20 protein-coding genes are annotated in these 19545 nt (G+C 59.2%); 9 read left to right on the plus strand and 11 right to left on the minus strand.

Translation table 11 applies throughout. The features are described 5' to 3' along the window. Both lolD and ORL50_RS08835 read left to right on the plus strand, forming a co-directional pair. Nucleotides 1-684 carry a lipoprotein-releasing ABC transporter ATP-binding protein LolD gene (gene lolD, locus ORL50_RS08830; RefSeq protein WP_266012750.1) on the plus strand — a complete coding sequence of 228 codons (684 nt, stop codon included), beginning with the start codon at nt 1-3 and terminating at the stop codon, nt 682-684. A 63-nt stretch (nt 685-747) separates the two neighbouring features. After that, on the plus strand, nt 748-1992 hold the full coding sequence (locus ORL50_RS08835) for a lipoprotein-releasing ABC transporter permease subunit (protein WP_266012752.1): 1245 nt from the start codon (nt 748-750) through the stop codon (nt 1990-1992). Between the two features lie 125 nt (nt 1993-2117). Here the strand turns inward: ORL50_RS08835 and ORL50_RS08840 are convergent, their stop codons facing one another. After that, nucleotides 2118-3467 carry a heavy metal sensor histidine kinase gene (locus ORL50_RS08840; RefSeq protein WP_266012754.1) on the minus strand — a complete coding sequence of 450 codons (1350 nt, stop codon included), beginning with the start codon at nt 3465-3467 and terminating at the stop codon, nt 2118-2120. Continuing rightward, nucleotides 3467-4147, minus strand: coding sequence for a heavy metal response regulator transcription factor (locus ORL50_RS08845; protein WP_266012756.1), 681 nt, complete (start codon nt 4145-4147; stop codon nt 3467-3469). Before ORL50_RS08845 ends, ORL50_RS08840 begins: the two co-directional genes overlap by 1 nt. A gap of 155 nt (nt 4148-4302) precedes the next feature. Between ORL50_RS08845 and copI the strand changes: the two genes are divergently transcribed. Both copI and queF read left to right on the plus strand, forming a co-directional pair. Continuing rightward, the gene (copI, locus tag ORL50_RS08850) at nt 4303-4818 is read left to right on the plus strand and encodes a copper-resistant cuproprotein CopI (RefSeq protein ID WP_266012758.1); all 516 of its coding nucleotides are present in this window, start codon (nt 4303-4305) and stop codon (nt 4816-4818) included. Between the two features lie 69 nt (nt 4819-4887). Further along, a complete protein-coding gene (queF, locus tag ORL50_RS08855; protein WP_266012760.1) occupies nt 4888-5718 on the plus strand; it encodes an NADPH-dependent 7-cyano-7-deazaguanine reductase QueF in 831 nt (276 codons plus the stop codon). 186 nt (nt 5719-5904) lie between these two features. Here the strand turns inward: queF and ORL50_RS08860 are convergent, their stop codons facing one another. Together ORL50_RS08860 and pcrP are read right to left on the minus strand one after the other, a co-directional pair. Continuing rightward, nucleotides 5905-6168: a DUF4404 family protein gene (locus ORL50_RS08860; RefSeq protein ID WP_150711610.1), complete on the minus strand. Its 264-nt coding sequence runs from the start codon at nt 6166-6168 to the stop codon at nt 5905-5907. A gap of 125 nt (nt 6169-6293) precedes the next feature. Next, complete coding sequence (gene pcrP / locus ORL50_RS08865; protein WP_266012764.1) at nt 6294-6914, minus strand: HAD superfamily inactivated hydrolase PcrP; 621 nt, start codon at nt 6912-6914, stop codon at nt 6294-6296. A gap of 199 nt (nt 6915-7113) precedes the next feature. Here pcrP and ORL50_RS08870 point away from each other — a divergent pair, with 199 nt between their 5' ends. The 3 genes from ORL50_RS08870 to rssC all read left to right on the plus strand — a co-directional run bounded on the left by ORL50_RS08870 (nt 7114) and on the right by rssC (nt 9847). Continuing rightward, a complete protein-coding gene (locus tag ORL50_RS08870) occupies nt 7114-7803 on the plus strand; it encodes an MlaA family lipoprotein (protein ID WP_266012767.1) in 690 nt (229 codons plus the stop codon). A 380-nt stretch (nt 7804-8183) separates the two neighbouring features. After that, nucleotides 8184-9368, plus strand: a complete 1185-nt coding sequence (gene rssB, locus ORL50_RS08875; RefSeq protein ID WP_266012770.1) for a two-component system response regulator RssB — start codon at nt 8184-8186, stop codon at nt 9366-9368. Further along, a complete protein-coding gene (rssC, locus tag ORL50_RS08880) occupies nt 9365-9847 on the plus strand; it encodes an anti-sigma factor antagonist RssC (protein WP_007935262.1) in 483 nt (160 codons plus the stop codon). Before rssB ends, rssC begins: the two co-directional genes overlap by 4 nt. A 78-nt stretch (nt 9848-9925) precedes the next feature. On the opposite strand, the gene tal is transcribed toward rssC, so the two are convergent. From tal to ORL50_RS08900, 4 genes are all read right to left on the minus strand, one after another. Next, nucleotides 9926-10852: a transaldolase gene (gene tal, locus ORL50_RS08885; RefSeq protein ID WP_266012805.1), complete on the minus strand. Its 927-nt coding sequence runs from the start codon at nt 10850-10852 to the stop codon at nt 9926-9928. Between the two features lie 305 nt (nt 10853-11157). Next, nucleotides 11158-12153, minus strand: coding sequence for a tRNA dihydrouridine(20/20a) synthase DusA (gene dusA, locus ORL50_RS08890; protein ID WP_266012808.1), 996 nt, complete (start codon nt 12151-12153; stop codon nt 11158-11160). 293 nt (nt 12154-12446) lie between these two features. Then, complete coding sequence (locus ORL50_RS08895; RefSeq protein ID WP_266012811.1) at nt 12447-12881, minus strand: helix-turn-helix transcriptional regulator; 435 nt, start codon at nt 12879-12881, stop codon at nt 12447-12449. Continuing rightward, a complete protein-coding gene (locus tag ORL50_RS08900; protein ID WP_266013266.1) occupies nt 12878-14194 on the minus strand; it encodes a type II toxin-antitoxin system HipA family toxin in 1317 nt (438 codons plus the stop codon). Before ORL50_RS08900 ends, ORL50_RS08895 begins: the two co-directional genes overlap by 4 nt. A gap of 394 nt (nt 14195-14588) precedes the next feature. On the opposite strand from ORL50_RS08900, the gene ORL50_RS08905 reads away from it, so the two are divergent. After that, nucleotides 14589-14870 carry a DUF3892 domain-containing protein gene (locus tag ORL50_RS08905; RefSeq protein WP_266012814.1) on the plus strand — a complete coding sequence of 94 codons (282 nt, stop codon included), beginning with the start codon at nt 14589-14591 and terminating at the stop codon, nt 14868-14870. 42 nt (nt 14871-14912) lie between these two features. On the opposite strand, the gene ORL50_RS08910 is transcribed toward ORL50_RS08905, so the two are convergent. From ORL50_RS08910 to ORL50_RS08920, 3 genes are all read right to left on the minus strand, one after another. After that, nucleotides 14913-16082 (minus strand): PAS domain-containing sensor histidine kinase, encoded by a 1170-nt coding sequence (locus ORL50_RS08910; RefSeq protein WP_266012817.1) that lies wholly within the window; start codon nt 16080-16082, stop codon nt 14913-14915. Further along, entirely contained in the window at nt 16075-16887 is an 813-nt protein-coding gene (locus ORL50_RS08915) for an alpha/beta fold hydrolase (RefSeq protein WP_266012820.1), read from the minus strand. Before ORL50_RS08915 ends, ORL50_RS08910 begins: the two co-directional genes overlap by 8 nt. A gap of 122 nt (nt 16888-17009) precedes the next feature. After that, nucleotides 17010-17714 (minus strand): murein L,D-transpeptidase catalytic domain family protein, encoded by a 705-nt coding sequence (locus tag ORL50_RS08920; protein WP_266012823.1) that lies wholly within the window; start codon nt 17712-17714, stop codon nt 17010-17012. A gap of 81 nt (nt 17715-17795) precedes the next feature. On the opposite strand from ORL50_RS08920, the gene ORL50_RS08925 reads away from it, so the two are divergent. Beyond that, complete coding sequence (locus tag ORL50_RS08925; RefSeq protein WP_266012826.1) at nt 17796-19541, plus strand: L,D-transpeptidase family protein; 1746 nt, start codon at nt 17796-17798, stop codon at nt 19539-19541. Nucleotides 19542-19545 lie beyond the last annotated feature (4 nt).

Below are 19545 nucleotides of genomic sequence, written 5' to 3' on the forward strand. Positions count from 1 at the left end.
ATGAGTGAAAAAGCAATCCTGAGCTGCCGCAACCTGGGCAAATCCTACGAGGAAGGCCCGGAGTCGGTCGAGGTCCTGGCTGGTCTGCAACTGGAGTTGCATCCGGGCGAGCGCGTGGCGATCGTCGGCACCTCGGGGTCGGGCAAGAGTACCTTGCTCAACCTGTTGGGCGGGCTGGATACACCGACCAAGGGCAGCGTGTGGCTCGACGGTGAAGAGCTGTCGGCCCTGAGCGAGAAGAATCGCGGCCTGTTGCGCAATCGGTCCCTGGGTTTCGTTTACCAGTTCCACCACTTGCTGCCGGAATTCACCGCGCTGGAAAACGTCTGCATGCCGCTGCTGATCGGCAAGACCGCGATCCCGGAGGCGCGTCAGCGTGCCACGGCATTGCTGGAGCGGGTAGGGCTGGGACATCGCCTGGAACACAAGCCGGCCGAACTGTCCGGAGGTGAACGCCAGCGTGTGGCCATCGCCCGCGCCCTGGTGAACAAGCCAGGGCTGGTGATGCTCGACGAGCCGACCGGCAACCTCGACTCCCACACCGCCCAGGGCATCCAGGATTTGATGCTGGAACTCAGCACCTCGATGCGCACGGCGTTCCTGGTGGTGACTCACGACATGAACCTGGCCCGCCAGATGGATCGCGTCCTGCACTTGCAGGAAGGTTGCCTGACTCCTATCTGACTGGTCGCAACCCGAGGTCTGCAACGACCTCGGGTCATTAATTTTTATACGGTGCCCCAGCGAATGTTCAGACCGTTATCGATCTTCATCGGCGCGCGCTACACCCGCGCCAAGCGTCGCAATCGCTTCGTGTCCTTCATCTCGATGACCTCGATGATCGGTCTCGCCCTGGGCGTGCTGGCCATGATCGTGGTGCTGTCGGTGATGAACGGCTTCCAGCGCGAAATGAGTTCGCGCATCCTTGGCATGGTGCCGCACGCGACCATCGTCGGCGTCAACCCGATCGATGACTGGCAGCCAGTGGCCGCCGCCGCGATGAAAAACCCCGAAGTGACCGCCGCCGTGCCCTTCACCGAAATGGAAGGCATGCTGTCCTACAAGGGCACGATGCAGCCGATCCAGGTCAGCGGCGTCGACCCGGCGCTTGAAGGCCAGGTGTCGATTGTCGCCAAGCACATTGTCCAGGGGCGCCTGGATGCGCTGAAGCCCGGTGAGTTCGGCGTGGTGATCGGTGAGATCACGGCCCGGCGTTTCCGCTTGAACGTGGGCGACAAGATCACCCTGATCGTGCCGGAAGTCAGTACCGCGCCGGGTGGTATTACCCCGCGCATGCAGCGCCTGAATGTGGTCGGCGTGTTCAAGGTCGGCGCCGAGCTGGACGGCTCGATGGCGCTGATCCACGTGGCCGATGCCGCGCAGATGCAACATTGGCAGCCCAACCAGGTGCAGAGCGTGCGCCTCGCGGTGAAGGATCTGTACGCGGCCCCCAAAGTCTCCAGCGACATTGCTGGTGGCTTGGGCACGGCTTATCGCGCTGACGACTGGACCCACACCCAGGGCAGCCTGTTCAGCGCGATGAAAATGGAAAAGACCATGATTGGCCTGCTGTTGCTGATGATCGTCGCCGTCGCCGCCTTCAACATCATCGCCACCCTGATCATGGTGGTAAACGACAAGGGCGCGGACATCGCGATCCTGCGCACCATCGGCGCGACCCCACGGCAGATCATGGCGATCTTCATGGTGCAGGGCACGGTGATCGGCATCGTCGGCACGCTGATTGGTGGGGTGCTGGGCGTGATCGCGGCGCTGAACGTCAGCGAGCTGGTGGGTTGGGTCGAGCGCGTGAGCGGGCAGCACATCTTCAGTTCGGATGTGTACTTCGTCAGCAACCTGCCTTCCGAGTTGCAGGGTGGGGATGTGCTGTTGATCTGCTCGGCGGGGTTTGTGTTGAGCTTCCTGGCCACGGTATATCCGGCGTGGCGAGCGGCGAAGATCGAGCCGGCGCATGCGTTGCGGTATTCGTAAGGCCTGAAACCGCTATCGCGGGCAAGCCTTGCTCCCACAGGATTGGAGTTGAAACACGATTGCGTGAACGACTCAAAGACCTGTGGGAGCAAGGCTTGCCCGCGATGAGGTAGATCCTGCCAGGCTCAATGCTCCCTGGGTAACTCAATCAAAAACCGCGTCCACCCATCCCCCGATTCACACCGGATCTGCCCGCCATGGGCCCGAATGATCGACCGAGTAATCGCCAGCCCCAGCCCCGCATGTTCACTGCTGCCTTCCTGTCGAGCGGGGTCCGCCCGATAAAATCGGTCGAACAAGCGCGGCAGCAATTCTGCGGCAATCCCAGCTCCCGTGTTCTCGATCACCAGTCCCAAGTCCTTGGGCTGCTCGCTGATCCGCACCCGCACTTCACCTTCCATCGGGGTGAACCGCAACGCATTGTCCAGCAGATTGGACAGCGCGCGGCGCAGCATGCTGCGATCACCTGCCATTCGCGCAGTGCCTTCACGGCTCAGTCTGACCTGGGCGTCTTCCGCCAAAGGTGCGAAGAATTCCAGCAGCACATCCACTTCCTGTCCGAGGTCCAGCGGTTCGCGGGAGGGCATCAACAAGCCGTGATCGGCCTTGGCCAGGTACAACATGTCGTTGACCAGCTGCGCCATCCATTGCAACTCTTCAAGGTTGCTGTGCAGCGCCTCGCGATAATCCTCGAGCGGACGCGGGCGGGTGAGGGTGACCTGGGTGTGGGTCAGCAGGTTCGACAGCGGAGTGCGCAGTTCATGCGCGATGTCGGCAGAGAAAGCCGACAGGCGCTGGAAAGAGTCGTCGAGACGTCCCAGCATGGCGTTGAAATGATGGGCCATTTGCGCGAGCTCGGGGGGCATTTGCTCTTCGGGCAATCGAGCGTTGAGCGATTGTGCCGACACCCCGCGCGCCACTTCACTCATGCGGCGCAGCGGCCGCAAGCCACTGCGCGCGGCCCAGGCGCCGAGCAGCGCAGTGGCCAGCGCCGAAAGGCCTACGGTCAGCCAGATCAGGTGCTGCATGCGCTGCAGAAAGTGCTGGTGATGGGTGATGTCGAGCAGCAAGGTCAGCTGCGGCGAGTCGGGTTTGCCGGGGTAGAGCGGGGCGTTCAGCACTCGATAGTCGGTGCCGGCATGGCTGGTGGTGGACAAGCCTGCAGTCAGCGGCAGTTGACCTGGCAGCTGCGCCGAACTGTCATACCAGCGTTGGCCGTCAGCCCCGGTGATGCGCAGCGCCAGGTCGGCCTGGCGGCTCAGTTCATCGGCGAGCCTGGCCTGGCTTTCGCTGGATTGAATGTCGTGCAGCGCCCGACGCAAGCCAATCAATTTGCCGTCCAGCAGCTGTTGATCCAGCTCGACGAAATGCGCCTCGCTGGCCCGGCTGAACAGCACGCCGGCGATCAGTGAAACCACCGCCGTACAGGCAGCGAACAGCAGCGCCAGGCGGCTGCTCAAAGACAGTCGGCGCATCAGGCAGGGCGCTCTTCAAGGACGTAACCCATGCCGCGTACGGTGTGGATCAGTTTGTTGGGGAAGTCATCGTCGATCTTCAGGCGCAGCCGACGGATCGCCACTTCGATCACGTTGGTGTCGCTGTCGAAGTTCATGTCCCACACCTGTGAAGCGATCAGCGACTTGGGCAACACTTCACCCTGGCGACGCAAGAGCATTTCCAGCAGGGCGAATTCCTTGGCGGTGAGGTCGATACGCTGTCCGCTGCGTTCAACCCGCCGACGAATCAGGTCCAGGCGCAGATCCGCCAGTTGCAGGCTGGTTTCCTGGGGCGGGGCGCTGCCACGGCGTAACAGGCTGCGCACCCGTGCGAGCAGTTCGGAAAAAGCGAATGGTTTGACCAGGTAATCGTCGGCGCCCAGCTCCAGGCCATGAACCCGGTCCTCCACGGCGTCGCGAGCGGTGAGAAACAGCACTGGCGTGTCGAGGCCGGCGCCGCGCACCGCCTGGAGAATTTGCCAGCCGTCGCGACCGGGCAGCATCACATCAAGGATCAATAAGGCGTAATCACCGCTCAGTGCCAGTTGTTGCCCGGTGCTGCCGTCGGCCACCAGCTCGGTATTAAAGCCGGCCTCGGTCAGGCCCTGGCGCAGATATTGGCCGGTTTTCGCTTGGTCTTCGACGATCAGCAGTTTCATGGATAGCTCGGGGTCAATGGAACGAACGCTTTATACCGTGTGCCGCGCGGGGGCAGGCCAACCTGACAAAGTTGTAATCTGCCTGTCAGGTTGCGGGCAGTGGCAGCAGTTTAGAGTTTTCTACAGGCTGTCACTTACCTTGTTGGAGTAGACCCATGTTTTTGCGCAAACCGTTGCTGTTGACCGCATGCCTGCTGGCGCTGAGCGCTCCGGCGTGGGCAGCGCCGGCGCACTCCTTCGACTTTGGCCAGCCGGCTCCGGCAGCCAAGGCTAGCCGCAGCGTTGAAGTGCTGATGGGGGACATGTCGTTTGATCCCAAGGCCATCGAGATCAAGGCCGGCGAGACCGTACGATTTGTGCTGGTGAACAAAGGCCAATTGCTGCATGAGTTCAACCTCGGCGACGCGGCAATGCATGCCAGGCACCAGCAGGAAATGCTGCAGATGCAGCAGAGCGGCATGCTCACTCCGACGGGAATGAAGGCCATGGACCACGGCGCCATGGGCCATGCCATGAAGCACGATGACCCCAACAGTGTACTGGTCGAGCCAGGCAAAACCGCCGAACTGACCTGGACCTTCAGCAAACCCACCACCCTGGAATTCGCCTGCAACATCCCCGGCCACTACCAGGCTGGCATGGTTGGCAAACTGACGGTCGACGCTCCGTAGGCGCTGCGGCGGCTGTGGCCCCCCGCAAACACTGATAGAATCCACTGATTCTTCAGTCAGGTTTCCGCCATGCATCCCGCAGCCGAACACTCGCCGCTGGGCAAATCCAGCGAATACATCGCCACCTACACGCCGTCCCTGCTTTTCCCGATCCCGCGTACCGCGAAGTGGGCCGAGCTCGGCCTGACGGCAGACACCTTGCCGTATAAGGGCGTGGATTTCTGGAATTGCTTCGAACTGTCGTGGTTGTTGCCGTCGGGTAAGCCGGTGGTGGCGATCGGCGAATTCAGCATTCCGGCGGATTCGCCGAATATCATCGAATCCAAATCGTTCAAGCTCTACCTCAATTCCTTGAACCAGACGCCGTTCGCCGACTCCGCGAGCCTTGAAGCGACCCTGGCCAAGGATCTGTCCGCCGCCGCCGGCAAATCGGTGGGCGTGCGCATCCGCAGCCTGAAGGATGTGGAAGCCGAAGGCGTGGTCGCCTTGCCCGGCGTGTGCATCGATGACCTCGACATCAGCGTCAGCAACTACGAGCATCCGCGCCCGGAACTGCTGCGTTGCGACGATTCGCGCATCGTCGAGGAGAGTGTTCACAGCCATCTGCTCAAATCCAATTGCCCGGTAACCAGCCAGCCGGATTGGGGCAGTGTTGCCGTCGAATATCGTGGCGCGGCGCTGGATCACGCGAGCCTGCTGGAGTACATCGTCAGTTTCCGCCAGCATTCGGACTTCCACGAGCAGTGTGTAGAGCGCATCTTCCTGGACCTGCAGCGGTTGCTGAAGCCAGAGAAGCTGACGGTGTTCGCGCGGTATGTCCGCCGCGGCGGGCTGGACATCAACCCGTATCGCAGCACCGAGACCGTGCAGTTGCCGAACCACCGTCTGGTCCGCCAATAAGTTACTTGTGTGGGAACCGTCCCTGTGGGAGCGGGCTTGCTCGCGAAGGCGGTGCATCAGCCAACGTAGAGGTTGCCTGGAACACAGCCTTCGCGAGCAAGCCCGCTCCCACAGGGAATGCATTGCAAATTGCGCACAATAAAAAGCCCCGCCATCACTGGCAGGGCTTTTTTACATCCGGCGAATTCAGATACCCATGTTGCCCAGCGCCTGCACGATATTGCGCAAGGTGCCAGCCAGGGTCGGGTGTTCGATTTCGAAGCGTTCGACGGCCAGGTTCACATTATCGGACAGGCTCGAATCCTGGGTCTTGGTCTCGAGCTCCAGCTCAAGTTCGATCTGCTGCATCAACACGCGCAGGTCTTCACGCTCCACTTCCGTCAATGGCGGATTCTGTTCCAATTGCTCGCGCAGAGTATTGAGCTGTTGTTGCAGTTCGCGGGCAGGCATGACGTTCTTCCTTTTATCGATAGGCACTGGCATAGACCGCAGCAGCACGCCAAAGGTCTATGGCTTACCCCTAGATTAATCCACTCGCGCGCAACCTGCATGTGTTGATCGGGAGTCGGCGGCAATCAGGGCTTTTCGCCCTTGAGCCGGCGCAGGCTGATGTCCGCCAGGCAGGTGTCGAGCTCGCCCAGGTGATCAATCACCGAATGTACCCCCAGGCTGAACAATTGCACCGTAGCCTTACCGCGTTTGAGCTCACGCTGCTGTGGGCTCAACGCCTGCCATTCATTCGGCGCCAGCCCGCAAAGCGATCCGCAGGAGGCCAGGCCGATGGTCCACAATCCGGCGTTCAGGCCCGCTTGCAGTAACCGCGGCTCACCGCTCACCAGGACACAGCCGTCCAGCTGGGCGACGTTCAGCTCCATCAACGCTTCCCAGCAGGCATGCGGCGCCGGCCACGGATTGTTTGTTGCGAGTTGTTTCGATGGTTTGATCCATTCCGGCAGCGCGAGTGCCAGGGAGTGGCTGAGGGCAGGGGGTAGTTCATCGAGCCACGCACAGGGAATTTGCTGTTGTTGCAAGCTGTGCAGACTGGCCAGGGCTCCCGGCGTGACCTCGGCATGTTCCCCCTGATGGCCGCCATGCTCGCGGGTGCGGGCGCCGAAATCCACCAGGCAGCCACTGAGACCAAATAACACGGCAGTCAGGCTGGGCACTGTGAGGGGCAAGGCTTCGGCGTGGGGCATATCAACTTCCCTGAAATAGTACCGAGGCTATTCGACGCGGGTGACAGTTCAGTTACACGGCTTGTTTATTGTTCGCCCGGCGCCGTGTTCTTGATCATGGATCACGACGATGCTGCCTAAAGCGGCCTTTCCGTCTTATACTAGCCAGCTCAACGCTTGGGCCAAGAGCCTGCGTCAGTACAATCCAAGGAGTTTTTCTATGCGCTGGAGCAACCTTCTAGCTCAGCTGTGTGTGTGTTCCAGCGTGTTGCTGGTTCCGTTCGTTGCCCAGGCAGCCACGGAAGAAGACCCTTGGGAAAGCGTCAACCGCCCGATCTACAAATTCAACGACGTACTCGATACCTATGCGCTGAAGCCTTTGGCCCAAGGTTATCAATACGTGGCGCCGCAATTCGTCGAAGACGGCATTCACAACTTCTTCCGCAATATCGGTGACGTGCGCAATCTTGCCAACGATCTGCTGCAGGCCAAGCCGGCTGCGGCGGGCGTCGACACCGCGCGCCTGATTTTCAACACGACGTTTGGCCTGCTGGGCTTCATCGACGTCGGTACTCACATGGGTCTACAGCGTAATGATGAAGACTTCGGCCAGACCCTGGGTTACTGGGGCGTCCCAAGTGGTCCATACGTGATGCTGCCACTGCTTGGCCCAAGCACTTTGCGCGATGCGCCAGCCAGGTACCCGGACTCTTACGTCGGTGCCTATCGTTACGTCGACGACGTCGCGGTCCGCAACTCGTTCATGGCTCTGGATGTGATCGACGCCCGCGCCACCCTGCTGTCGGCGGAGAAGCTGATCAATGGCGACAAGTACGTCTTCATTCGTAACGCCTACTTGCAGAATCGTGAATTCAAGGTCAAGGACGGTCAGGTCGAAGACGATTTCTGATAACACTCAGGAATAAAGGAAGGCGGCCATAGTGCCGCCTTTTTTCATGTGTGCGAATCACGGCAAGCGCAGGTTTTTGCTGTCTGCAGCGGTGTTTTGGTCGACGAGTGCAACCTAACATTGAGTTCCGGTTTTACCGGTTCTTATAACTACTGGTCATTTGCCGGCCAAAGTCCTCAAGCGACCATCGCCACGAGCTTGAAACGCCCCGCGGATGGGAGTACCGTCTGCGCCTTAGAAGGGCACCTCTGGTGTCACCTGTGCGTCGGGCAAAAGCCCGGAACCGGTGCAACAGAGAGGCTAGAAAGCGAATCCAGTAGTGAGAGCCGGGTCTGAACCTCGCCTGCTACGCCAACCTAATTCTGGCGCCGTTTGCCCACATGCCAAAAACCAGTGCCACGCTGCTGATAATCGATGATGACGAAGTAGTGCGCGCGAGCCTCGCCGCCTATTTGGAAGACAGTGGTTTCAGCGTCTTGCAGGCCAGCAATGGCCAGCAAGGTCTTCAGGTATTCGAGCAAGACAAGCCCGACTTGGTCATCTGCGATCTGCGCATGCCACAGATGGGCGGACTCGAACTTATCCGCCAGGTCACCGAGCGGTCGCCGCAAACCCCGGTGATCGTGGTTTCCGGTGCCGGGGTGATGAATGACGCGGTCGAAGCCCTGCGCCTGGGCGCGGCTGACTACCTGATCAAACCTCTCGAAGATCTGGCCGTGCTCGAGCACTCAGTGCGCCGGGCCCTGGATCGCGCGCGCCTGCTGCTGGAAAACCAGCGCTATCGCGAGAAGCTGGAAAAGGCCAACCGCGAGCTTGAAGCCAGCCTCAACCTGCTCCAGGAAGACCAGAACGCCGGTCGCCAGGTGCAGATGAACATGCTGCCGGTCAGCCCATGGACCGTCGATGAGTTCCAGTTCGCGCACCAGATCATCCCGTCACTGTACCTGTCGGGTGATTTCGTCGACTATTTTCGGGTCGATGAGCGTCGGGTAGCCTTCTACCTGGCGGACGTTTCCGGTCACGGCGCCTCTTCTGCCTTCGTCACGGTGCTGTTGAAGTTCATGACCACGCGCTTGCTGTTCGAGTCCAAGCGCAGCGGCACATTGCCGGAATTCAAGCCTTCAGAGGTCCTTGGTCATATCAACCGAGGCCTGATCAGTTGTAAGCTGGGTAAACACGTCACAATGGTCGGTGGAGTCATCGACGAGGAGACAGGTTTGTTGACCTATAGCATCGGCGGTCATTTGCCGTTGCCTGTGTTGTACACGCCAGACAGTGTTCGTTATCTGGGAGGGCGCGGTCTGCCTGTGGGCCTCTTCAATGAAGCCACCTACGAAGATCACGTACTGGAGCTGCCGCCGACGTTCAGCCTGACGCTGATGTCCGATGGCATCCTCGACCTTCTGCCAGAGCCTACACTGAAGGAAAAAGAAGCAGCCTTGCCCCAGCGGGTCAAGGCAGCGGGCGGCACCCTGGATGGGTTGCGGCAGGTTTTTGGATTGGCCACGCTTGGGGAGATGCCGGATGATATCGCCCTGTTGGTGTTGAGCAGGAATCTTCAATGAGTACCGGTAGAATCCAGTTCGCCGAGCAGGACGGCACCTTCGTCCTGAAGTTCGTCGGTGAAGTTCGCCTGACCCTGTGTTCGGCGTTGGATGCGACTATTGAGCGGATCTTCACTGCGTTGAACTTCAACGCCATCGTGATCGACCTGACCGAGACCCGTAGCATCGACAGCACCACCCTTGGCCTGCTGGCCAAACTGTCGATCCTGTCGCGGCAGAAGGTCGGCTTGCTGCCGACCGTCGTCACCACCCACGAAGACATCACCCGTCTGCTGCAGTCCATGGGCTTTGAGCAGGTGTTCAACATCGTTGACCGCCCGATCCCATGCCCTGAGTGCCTGACCGACCTGCCAGACCAGGATCAGTCGGAAGAAGTGGTGCGGATCAAAGTGCTGGAAGCGCACAAGATCCTCATGGGCCTCAACGATTCCAACCGCGAAGCCTTCCACGACCTGGTGAATGCGCTGGAGCGTCACTGATCCCAGGGCCTCATCGCGGCACGCACAAAAAAGGGCGAACCTGTCAGGTTCGCCCTTTTTGCATTGCGCTGAACTAGATCAAAGCTTGGCTTGCAGCAATGCTTCGAGCTTCTCCTGGTCCCGGGCGAACTGCCGAATACCTTCAGCCAGCTTCTCCGTCGCCATCGCGTCCTCGTTGGACAACCAACGGAACTGCGCTTCATTGAGGCTCAGGCGCGCCTCACCGGCATGGCCTGGCGCCAGTTTGCGCTCCAGCTTGCCGTTGTCCGCCGCCAGTTTCTCCAGCAGCTCCGGGCTGATGGTCAGGCGATCACACCCGGCTAGTTGCTCGATCTGGTTAAGGTTGCGGAAGCTCGCACCCATGACCACAGTCTTGTAGTCATTGGCTTTGTAATAGTTGTAGATGCGGGTCACCGACTGCACTCCCGGGTCATCCGAGCCGGTGTAGTCGCTGCCGTTGGCTTTCTTGTACCAGTCGTAGATACGGCCCACGAATGGCGAAATCAGGAACACCCCAGCATCGGCACAGGCCGCTGCCTGGGCGAACGAGAACAGCAGGGTCAGGTTGGTCTGGATACCTTCCTTCTCCAGCTTCTCGGCTGCACGAATGCCTTCCCAGGTTGAAGCAATCTTGATCAGCACGCGATCACGGCCAACGCCGGCCTTATCATAAAGCTCGATCAGACGGTGCGCGCGCTTCAATACCGCGTCAGTGTCGAACGACAGGCGCGCATCCACTTCGGTGGAAATCCGCCCCGGTACCACTTTGAGAATTTCCTGGCCAACCGCGACACCAAAACGATCGCTGGCCAGCCCTACATCGCCCTTGCAGTCATGCACGCAGGCATTCAGCAACTCGGCATAACCGGAGATCGCAGCAGCCTTGAGCAGCAGGGAAGGGTTGGTGGTAGCGTCTACCGGCTTAACGCGAGCAATTGCTTCGAAGTCGCCAGTGTCGGCAACCACGGTGGTCATTTGTTTAAGTTGTTCCAGCTTGGAAGTCATGGGCGTGCTCTGTCCTTTGGATCTGATGACATTACCCGAGCGCTGACAGCCACTCAAGGGCGCGTGTACCTATCGAAGGCCCCAGCGGCAACAACCTGAAAACGGCTGTTTGAAAGGTGGGGCGCGGTGTTGATAAATACGATGCCGAAATGGGGAAGTGGTTCAACCGGGGCGACCGGCAGCCCCAAGCAAATACATAAGCCGATAGGAGGGGTAGGAGCTGCCGAGTGCAACTAGGCTGCGATCTTTTGACCCGGCCCAGCGCAAGACCCGACAACAATCATCGAAGTCCAGGCACCAATCGATCACCGCCCCTCAAGCAACTCCGCCGCCTGGTCCAGCAGCGCCAAAGGCTCCTTGGCCTTATGAATATCCACCGACAACAACTGCCGAAACCTGCGCGCTCCAGGAAACCCCGTGCCCAGCCCCAGCACATGCCGGGTGATATGGTGCATCGACCCACCCGCAGCAATATGCGCCGCAATATACGGCCGCAACTGCGCCAGTGCTTCAGCACGGCTGATCACCGGCGCGGTGCTGCCGAACAGCTGCTGGTCTACCTCGGCCATCACATAAGGATTGTGATACGCCTCACGGCCCAACATCACCCCGTCGAACGTCTGCAGATGCTCGTGGCAGGACTCCAGCGTCTTGATCCCGCCATTAAGGATGATCTCCAGATCGGGGAAGTCAGTCTTCAGCTGCGCCGCCACGTCATAGCGCAGCGGTGGAATATCGCGGTTTTCCTTCGGCGACAACCCCTCCAGGATCGCAATCCGCGCATGCACGGTAAAACTCGTGCACCCGGCATCCCGCACCGTGCCAACGAACTCGCACAACTGCTCATAGCTGTCCCGGCCATTGATACCGATCCGATGTTTAACCGTCACCGGAATCGACACCGCATCACGCATAGCCTTCACACAATCGGCCACCAACTGCGGATGCCCCATCAACACCGCGCCAATCATGTTGTTCTGCACCCGATCACTCGGGCAGCCAACATTCAGGTTCACCTCGTCATAGCCATGCTCCTGCGCCATGCGCGCGCAGGCCGCGAGATCCAACGGCACGCTGCCGCCCAGTTGCAGGGCAAGCGGGTGCTCGGCTTCGTTATGACGCAGGAATCGCTCGTGATCGCCGTTGAGCAGCGCACCGGTGGTGACCATTTCGGTGTAGAGGAGGGCGTGTTTGGAGAGGAGGCGCAGGAAGAAGCGGCAGTGGCGGTCAGTCCAATCCATCATGGGGGCGACGGAGAAGCGGCGGGAGAGCGGTGCGGGTGTAGCAATGGCTGGAGGCATTGGGGGAATCTGGAATCGGCAGGGCTAGGGAGTGGGCAGTTTATCAGGGTTGAGCTGTCGGGACGCGGAGCAGTGACGCCGGGGGTGGTCCAGGCACTACGCTAAGGCTGTGAGATTAGTACTCTCAATCCACCACCGACATTATCGATCGTGACGCGGTAGATCATCTGGCCATTGGGGCGACTAGCAAAGCGCAGCATTTCAAAGCGCCCCAGGTGATCCGGTAGAATGGAGGTCGAGCTTCGATAGGCGATGGTAGCTCTCAACTTTCCGGTTCCAAAACATACCATCTCTCATTTAGCGGGGTCGTTATCACCATCCTTGAGCTTGGTTTGTGCAGCAGCCTTGCGAGTGGTAACTCTAGTGAGCTGACCCGCATACGTCCGTTGAGGACTAGAGCCCCGAGCAGGTGTTTTAGATACGGGTTTATGCTGCCCTGACACCGGTGTGTAAGTCGTTGCGGCTCTCATCGTCAAACCCAGGCGCAGCCCGAACTTCCTTAGAATGGCTTCGACGGTAGAGATGGTCGGATTTCCCTTGTCATTCTCGATCAGATACAAGGCCTTGGTCGACATGTTGCACATGGTAGCAAAGGTGTCTTGGTCCAAACCGGTCACCTCAAGTCGTAGTCGGCGAATAGAAGTTCCCAAAGTTTCATTGCCCATATCATGTTGTTGCATGATGTCTTCAATCAGCTGTTTGCGAAGCTCTGGTGTGATTGCCCTCATCTAAGCCCCCAATTAGCCAAGTGCATATCCAGCTTGTTGAGCGGAACAGAGTGGGCTTTTTTCACTTCTTCTGGAAGATCCACCAGCAGATCCGGCAAAGCTCGGAACGTCTCTGCTGCTGCGAGCAAACGCTCAAAGAGCGCATCAGGGTTTACTAAACTCTGAAAAGAACCGCAGATCGTTCTCCAGTCTGGACTTCCTTTGTGCTCAGAATCCCACTTGGTCACTCGAGTGATACCTTCGGGGTCAAGCACCATAGGAGCAAGGTCGTAGATCGGTGCCAGTTCAAATCTGCCCCGATGTCTGAAAATAGCCGTGTTACGGCCATGGTTGTCCGAGTTCCCGAGGATACGGTTAAGCAGATCGCGCCGCAGGTATTCGAAAACCAGTTCCTCAAGCTCTCCATTCTGCTCATTGGTGATCCATAGTTTGATCAGGCTGTGGATAACGTCCTCATGATTCATCTTCGAACCAGGAGTCGTATTCCCGCACACCGAATAAATCGATTCGACCGGTATTCGTTCCACTTCTCCGTTGATAACTCGCCGATCAAAGCGTGGCATCCATAAGCTCGGCTTTTCAGCTTCTTCAAGCACAAGTCCGTCCATAGATATCGTGTTCAAACCCAGTTGCGAGACAGCTTTGTAGTAGTGGTACTCGGCCCGCAGGATATTCTTGTCGCGTTCGGTGGCCTGGTTGCGAGCAAATTTCACTAGCCAATGGCGGCGGGCAAGCTTGTCAGGAAGCATTGCATCAGCGTAAAGAGCCCCATCTTTCCCTTCGGTCATGAGCAGCTTTGGAGCCTCTCCTTGGGCGCCTGTAGCGCCGCCTAGAGCGGCACCTGATTCATAGGCGTACTCAAGGAAATCGTTTGTTCTGTCTACTACCTCCTTGCGTGGGAAGGCCTCCTTATGGGTCTGATCAATATGCTCGAAAGACTCCTTTACACGCAGGTGTCCAATAGGCGAGGGCGTGCAGCGGCCTAAAAGGAAAAAATCCAAGTCCATCTGATCGGGTTTTTCGCCCGAGAAACGTCTCAGTAGCGACTTGCGTGCGGCGCCAGCCGGTATGATGTCGTATACAAACGGGGGGTATCCCTTGCTATCAACAGGGCTCCAGGTCAGTGGAAGATTAACGCTGACAGCTGGTTCGAACATTGTCTCTAAGCTGCCAATGAATTCGACCAAGTAGCGCGGGTCGTAAGACACACTGCAGCGCGACGCCTCAATTTTCTGAGGGTCCGATGTAGAAAGCATCATGGCATCGCGCCATTGGCCTTCAACGTAGGTCTGGATAGTGATTTGCCCTAGCATAGTGAACGCGACCCAATCGGCATCATGATGCCGGTTAGAGTGGGTCAATTATCAGGTTTCGGCAATATAATTCCGATTTTATTCGATTTTGCGTGGTAAACCGGTAAAATAATACCGATTGTCCCGGCTCTGTGCGGGAGGCTGACACTGACCCCGAGCGGTCTATCTAAGTTGCCATTTTGGCGTTCCCATTTTGCACGGTCCTCAAGGATCATCGCTCAGCTCAGCTCAGCTCAGCTCAGCTCAGCTCAGCTCACCGCCTCGCTTCGCAACAAATCCAGGCCATTCGCGCCTTTCCCAGCCCCCCCATTTCGATTTCAATTCACCAGCAGTTGGTGACTCAGGTTCCATCTGCGCAAACCAAGGACGCTTTACCTCAAAAGGACTTACAACCATGCAGTTTTACATCTACAAAATCAAAATAGACGCCGAGTCCAAACGCATTGTCGCCGTCTTCACCTGCGGACAGGATGAAGACCAGTGGTGTTGGGTTCCAACGGAGTTCGTTATCCAGCTGATCAACAAAGGGGTGCAGTTCAACACCTTGTTCAAGGTCGGTGAGGCTAATTACCAGAAAGGCGCGAGGGTTGCGGTGGGGGATGATTCATTTTTACGGACTGTTGGAGACGGTCAGGCTGGGGAGGGTTTGGACAGGTTGCCGACGGTTGTGGTTTAGGAGGCGACTGCTGCACAGTCGAACCCAGGCTTTGCCACGCTGCTACAGGGATTGTGGGAAGTACACGCTGAACTCAGTTCCACGTTCTTCGCTGGATTGCACTGCAACATTGCCTCCATGCGCCTTGGCGATTTCCCGGACGATGAACAACCCCAGCCCCACGCTGCGCACTTCGCTGTCGCTCTCGGTGCCGCGGGTCATGGGTTCGAAGAGTATATCCATCAGGGTGGGCGGGATGGCGGGGCCCTGGTTGTGCACCGACAGGATGGCGCAATGGGGTTCGATGCGTGAGGTGATGATGATCGGCTGCTGCGGATCGCCATAGGCCACGCTGTTGGCGACCAGGTTGCCGATGATTTGCTGCACTCGGTCGGCGTCGAGCAGGGCGCTGCCGCTGCCGCTTTGCTGGTGGATGAGGTTGGCGGCCGGGAAGGCCACTCGCAGTTCGTCAACGCTCAGGCGAGTGACGCCGTGCAGGTCTGCAGGGGCCGCGGCGATGCTCAGGCCTTGGCCGACTCGGGCGAGGGCGAAGTCCAGCAGGTCGGCGATCATGCGTTGCGCGCGTTCGGCGGATTGGCTGATGTGGCCGAGCAGGGTGGTTTCCCGGGCGGTGCGCTCGCTGCGGGCGAGGATGTCCGAGGCCATTTTGATTGCGGTGAGCGGGTTTTTCAGGTCGTGGCTGACGATGGCGACCATTTGTTCAGCGAACTGGGCGCGGCGCTGGGACTTTTCGTAGGCGTCGCTGAGTTCGTTTTGCGCTTGCTGCAGGGCCGCTTCGGTGGCGGTCTTTTCTTGTAGCAGGGCTTCGGCGAGTTTGCGGGCGTTGAGCAACTCGCGTTCGTACTTGTCGCGGTCAGTGGTGCCGAACAGCGCCAGTTCGTAGAAGGCGCCGCTGGCGTGCTCGCGTCGGACGCCGTTGAGCAGCATGGTGATGATGTGCCGGTCGCGGTGAACCAGGTCGAGTTTCACTTCCGCCACCGAGCCCTGCATGCGCATCAGGGGCGCCCAGTGGGTCTGGTGAAAGATCCGCCCGCCCATGGTCAGCAATTCCTGGAAGCGGCGCCCGCACAGTTCTTCCTGGCTGAAACCGATCCAGGTGCAGAAGGTCAGGTTGGCTCGCAGGATGCTGCCGTCTTCACGGGTGACCACAAGGGCGCAAGGGGCGCCTTCGAACAATGCGTGGGCATCCGGCAGATTAGGCTCTTCAGACATCGGTGCCGGCCCAGCGCTGCAGGAAGTCGTCCATGGCGGTGGAGCAGGCGCCCGGTGCGCTCATGTGCGGGCAGTGGCCAACGTTGTCCACCAGGCAATAGCTGCTGTTAGGGATTACGGTCCGCAGGTATTCGCCCACGGCAATCGGCGCGATCAGGTCGTCGGTGGATTGCAGGATCAAGGTAGGTGTGGTCAGGCCGGCGACGTCTTGGCGGTTGTCGGACATGAAGGTAGTGCGGGCGAACTGCTTGGCGATTTCCGGTTCGGTGCGGCAGAAGCTGTTGGTCAGTTCTTCGCTCAGGGCCGGCTGCCCCGGTGCACCCATGATGACCGGTGCCATGGTGCTCGACCAGCCAAGGTAGTTGCTGTCGAGGGTGTCGAGCAACGAATGGATGTCTTCGAGCTTGAAGCCGCCAACGTAGTTATCGGAATCGATGTAGCAGGGCGATGGGCCGATCATGACGTGGGCGGCGATTCGATCGGGCAGCTGGCGATCAGCGAGGACGCCGATCATGGCGCTGACGGAATGCCCGACCAGGATCACCGGGCCCTGGGCGTACTCATCGATTATTTCGTTGAGGTCCCGTGCATAACCCGCCAGCGAGTTGTACTTTTGCGGGTCATACGCGCTCAGATCTGACCGGCCGGCACCGACCAGGTCAAGCATCACCACACGAAAACGCCCGGTGAAGTGGGGATACAGGTAGTTCCACATGCTCTGGTCGCAGCCGAAGCCGTGGGACAGGATCAGTGTCGACGGACCGGAACCCAGCACAGTTACGTTGTTGCGATGCTGAAGGTCCATGCTGGATTCCCGGGTAGGCCAAAAAATTGATAGCGCCGGGGAGTTTAAATAGTCAGGGCCGGCAGGTCACGCTTCACGAGCGCCGACTACATTTTTTCAACGAGTCGGGGAGGGCGCTCAAGCTACTTGCGAGAAGTAGCCTTGCCCGCCGACGCAACCGTGGCGCCACTGCAGTTGATATAGGGCGATGACTTCAGCCAGCGCTTGTCCGGATAGTACGAAAACAGCAACTGGCCGTTCTTCATCGAGTCAATCAGCGGCCGGGCAACGGCGGGTCGCACTGCCGGGCAACCGAGGCTGCGGCCAATGCGGCCGTTGGCACGGGCCAGCACCGGACTGACGTATGGTGCGCCATGAATGACGATTGCCCGATCAAACGCGTTATCGTTGAAGCCCGGCTCCAGGCCCTGCATGCGCAGGGAATAGCCGTTTTGCCCGACGTAACTGGCCTGAGTGCGATACAGCCCCAAACTGGTGGCGAAGCTCTCGTTCTGGTTGGAGAAATTGACCGCCATGTTCTCGCCACTGTTGCGCCCATGGGCGACCAGTTCACGAAACAGCAACTTTCGCTTTTTCAGATCGAACACCCACAGGCGTTGTTCGGTCGAAGGCAGGGAGTAATCGATCACTGCCAGGCGTTGAGCGGGGGCGGAACCCTGGGCCTGGGTGCATTGTGAAGCACGTACTGCCAGGTTTATAACGGTGGCGTTGGCATCTGGAGCCGCTTTGACGAGGGCGGCGGCAAGCGAATCGGCGTAGGCTGCCGGTACTGAAAGGGATGTCAGCAGCAGGGCCGAGAAAAGCAGACGAATGCGAGCTGGCGCCATATAGATGTCTCATCGTGATAGGTTCGAGTCTAGCTGTTCGCGGGAAGCTAGCCGTTGAAATCGGGAGATTAAGGATTATCCATGGTGCAATTAACAAGGTTATTCGTCATAAGCCGCGTCTTTTTTATGGTCTTTCTGATCAGCGGTGCGGCGCATGCAGAAAATTCGTCGATCGAGTCGGCAATTGCACCCATCATCCAAAGGGATGCGGCAGCGGATGACAACGTCGGTCAGGCGATCCAGGCCAACCTGGCGCCCCTGAGCACTTCTTTTCCACCGTTATTGACTGCGCCTCGGCACAAGCGGGTCGACGTTAGCCGCATGGTCCTGGATTTCTACTCCCATCGCGGCTATCGCGCAGCGTGGAGTAACGAAAGCGATTCCGCGCAATTGTTCGCCAGCCTCCAGGCCACCGAAGTTGATGGGCTGAACCCTGCGGATTTTCATATCGACGAGTTGGTCCGGTCCCGGACGTTATTGCAGGCCGATTCCGCGACACCCGAACAACGGGCAGCCTACGATATTGCCGCCACCCACACGTTTCTCAGCGCGTTGCTGCAATTGCGTCGCGGCAAGGTCGACCCGTCCCGGCTGGATATCCACTGGAACTTCGACCCCTCTGACGTCGATCCGCGGGAAGACGTGAATAAATTCTTCGTCGCCCTGGATGCCCATGATGTGGCGGGCGCCTTTGCCCAGGCGCCGCCGCAGGAGTCGGTGTATCGCGGATTGCGCGAGGGCTTGGCGCAATTGCGCAAAGTGCATGCCGCGGGTGGCTGGCCAAAAGTCGCCGAAGGTCAGTCGCTGAAGCCGGGCATGGATGATCCGGCCGTCGCGCAGCTGCGGGCAAGGTTGGTGGCCGGTGGTTTTCTCGAGCCACGCCTGGCCCGGGGAACCAAATATGACGGCGCGGTCATTGCCGCAGTGAAGAAGTATCAGGCCGAGCAGTATTTGGGCGCTGATGGCGTGGCTGGGGCGACCACCCTGGCGGCGTTGAATGTGTCAGTCGATGCCCGTATCGATCAGGTGCGAGTCAACATGGAGCGGGCGCGCTGGCTGCTGTACAAGCTGCAAGGCACTTTCGTGATCGTGGATATCGCCGGGTATAAAGTGGCGATGTACCGTGACGGCAAGCCGATCTGGCGCTCGCGGGTGCAGGTCGGCAAGCCGTTCCGTAATACGCCGGTGTTCCAGTCCGAAATCACTTATGTCACGTTCAACCCGACCTGGACCGTGCCCCCGACGATCCTCAAGGAAGACGTGATCCCTAAAATCCAGAGAAACCCAGGGTATCTTGCCGCCAACCACATTCGCGTGATCGACCGCGAAGGAGCTGTGCTGGATCCGTCGACTGTCGACTGGAGCAACCCGCGTGGGGTCAGCCTGCGCCAGGATGCCGGGCCGGACAGTTCGCTGGGGCAGGTGGTAATCCGTTTCCCCAACGACTATGCGATTTATCTGCACGACACGCCCCATCGCGAGTTGTTCTCCAAGAACATGCGCGCCACCAGTTCCGGCTGCATTCGCGTGGAAAATCCGTTGCAGCTGGTCGAGTTGCTGTTCAACGACCCAGTGCGCTGGGACAGCGTCGGCATCCAGAAACAGCTGGCCAAGGGCAAGACTGAAAATATCCGGCTGCCGGTGAAAATTCCGGTGCTGTTGGCGTATTGGACGGTAGACCTGAGTAATGATGGACGAGTGACGTTCAAACCCGATGTGTACGGCTACGATTCGGCTGTCCTGCGCGGTTTGAACCTGCCGTCGAAATTACCCATTCTGGACTTGCTGCGGGCAGGAGCTCCCGCCGTGGTGATCAACCCGAAATAAGGGG

Source organism: Pseudomonas sp. RIT-562 (genome assembly GCF_026241895.1).
Lineage (GTDB): Bacteria > Pseudomonadota > Gammaproteobacteria > Pseudomonadales > Pseudomonadaceae > Aquipseudomonas > Aquipseudomonas mandelii_F.